This window comes from Xenorhabdus sp. SGI246 (assembly GCF_040838225.1).
Taxonomy (GTDB): domain Bacteria; phylum Pseudomonadota; class Gammaproteobacteria; order Enterobacterales; family Enterobacteriaceae; genus Xenorhabdus; species Xenorhabdus indica.
The window spans coordinates 1-2,248 of sequence record NZ_JBFPEZ010000116.1 but is presented as its reverse complement, the minus strand read 5'-3'; the positions used below and the strand labels follow the sequence as shown (position 1 = coordinate 2,248).

The window sequence follows — 2,248 nt, the reverse complement described above, 5'->3', positions numbered from 1 at the left end:
AGCAAGGCTTCATCTCCGCTGTTTTCCCAGGCTCTTATCCAAATACAAATGCTGTTGTAGCTGATACCTAATGTTTCAGCGATGGTATTCCGCGAGATCCCTTGCTGATACATGCGTATCACCAATTGCCGATTATATTGCTGTATCTCTGGAGGAAGTTGTCGAGTATCTTTTTTCATCTTTCCATAATACAACAATTATTCGTATTTGAACACCGAATTAATAAAACAGGGTGTACCGGCAGCGTTAGTGACGGCATGGTTAAGTCAACATGGTATTGTCCCGACGCGCACGACTGATTTTCAAATCATGTTCCTGTTCTCAATGGGAATTACCAAAGGGAAATGGGGGACTTTGCTGAATACCTTACTGTCTTTCAAACATCATTACGATGCGAATACACCTATGAGTAAAGTATTACCTGATTTGGTGAACGAACATCAAGAAGTGTATGGCAAGTTAGGAGTAAAAGATTTAGGCGATAAAATGTTCGCTTACTTACATAAGAATAATCCGGGTGAAAAACTGAATCAGGCTTATGCGGCGTTACCTGAAGTTAATATGACACCACGAACGGCTTATCAGGCGGTTGTGAGCAATAATGTGGAATTGGTGGCACTCGATAAACTTCCCCATCGCATTGTGGCGAACTCAATTATTCCTTATCCACCCGGCATTCCCATGTTAATGTCAGGGGAAAACTTCGGTGACAAAAATAGCCCGCAAATTGGCTACTTGCATGCGTTGCAAAAATGGGATCGAGAATTCCCAGGCTTTGAGCATGAAACGGAAGGAACGGAGATTATTGATGGTATTTATCACGTCATGTGTATAAAGCGTAAGGGAAAATAAACTATGGCTACGATTGCAGACACCAAAAAAGTGGGTTTAATCCCCGTTACGCTGATGGTAGCGGGAAACATCATGGGATCGGGGGTTTTCCTGCTGCCGGCGAGTCTGGCAGCAACGGGAGGGATTGCTATCCTGGGATGGCTGGTAACCATCATTGGTGCGGTCGGGCTATCTATGGTATATGCCAAGATGTCTTCATTGGATGATAGCCCAGGTGGTTCTTATGCTTATGCCAGACGAGCTTTTGGGCCATTTTTAGGTTATCAGACCAACGTACTTTACTGGCTGGCCTGTTGGATTGGAAATATTGCTATGGTCGTGATTGGGGTAGGTTACATCAGTTATTTCTTCCCTATCCTAAAAGATCCAATCATTTCTACATTCACTTGTATAGCGATACTGTGGATTTTTGTGTTTTTGAATATTATCGGCCCGCATGTCATAACCAGAGTACAGGCTGTGGCTACAACACTCGCCCTAATCCCGATTGTAGCAGTTGCTGTATTTGGCTGGTTCTGGTTTAGTGGCTCAACCTATATGAATGCTTGGAATGTCAGTGGGTTAGATACTTTTAGTGCCATTCAAGGCACCTTAAACGTGACGTTATGGTCTTTTATTGGTGTTGAAAGTGCCTCAGTTGCAGCGGGAGTCGTCAAAAATCCAAAGCGGAATGTGCCGATTGCCACTATTGGCGGTGTATTGATTGCTGCTGTGTGTTATGTGTTGTCCAGCAGCGTCATTATGGGGATGATCCCCAACGCGACATTAGTCGTTTCATCTTCTCCGTTTGGTGATGCGGCACGTCTGGCACTGGGCGATACTGCCGGTGCAATAGTCGCATTTTGTGCAGCAGCCGGATGTTTAGGATCATTAGGCGGTTGGACATTGCTTGCCGGGCAGACAGCAAAAGCTGCGGCAGATGATGGCTTATTCCCTAAAATTTTTGCCAAAGTGAACAAGGCCGGAACGCCTGTGAATGGATTATTAATTTTGGGTGTTTTGATGACGATTGTGCAGTTCAGTAGCATCTCTCCTGATGCGGCGAAAGAATTCAGCTTGGTTTCATCCGTATCAGTGATTTTCACCCTAATACCTTATTTATACACTTGTTCGGCCTTGCTGCTGCTTGGTCATGGTCACTTTGGACAGGAAAAAACGCGTTATATTGTGATTACCTTCATTGCCTTTATTTATTGCATTTGGGCCGTATTGGGAACAGGTGCAGAAGAAGTGGTTTGGACGCTGGTGGTAATGATGGTTATAACAGCCATGTATACCTTTAACTACAACACAATGCATCCGGCTCCTTTCCCGTTAGAAAAAAAAGATTAATGCGATCTTTATCTTATTATAATGCGCTGATATTCAGCGCATTTTTATTGGGGCTTTAGCCAGT

Annotated in this window: 2 protein-coding genes and 1 pseudogene; 2 read left to right on the top strand and 1 reads right to left on the bottom strand. The window is 44.0% G+C overall.

The features are described 5' to 3' along the window. On the bottom strand, positions 1-179 hold a 179-nt coding region (locus ABLA85_RS18085; protein ID WP_367965720.1), incomplete at its 3' end, for a helix-turn-helix domain-containing protein. 37 nt (positions 180-216) lie between these two features. On the opposite strand from ABLA85_RS18085, the pseudogene ABLA85_RS18080 reads away from it, so the two are divergent. After that, a pseudogene (locus ABLA85_RS18080) lies at positions 217-852 on the top strand (arginine decarboxylase); the annotation flags it as partial. Between the two features lie 3 nt (positions 853-855). Further along, a complete protein-coding gene (gene adiC / locus ABLA85_RS18075; protein ID WP_367965719.1) occupies positions 856-2,184 on the top strand; it encodes an arginine/agmatine antiporter in 1,329 nt (442 codons plus the stop codon). Positions 2,185-2,248 lie beyond the last annotated feature (64 nt).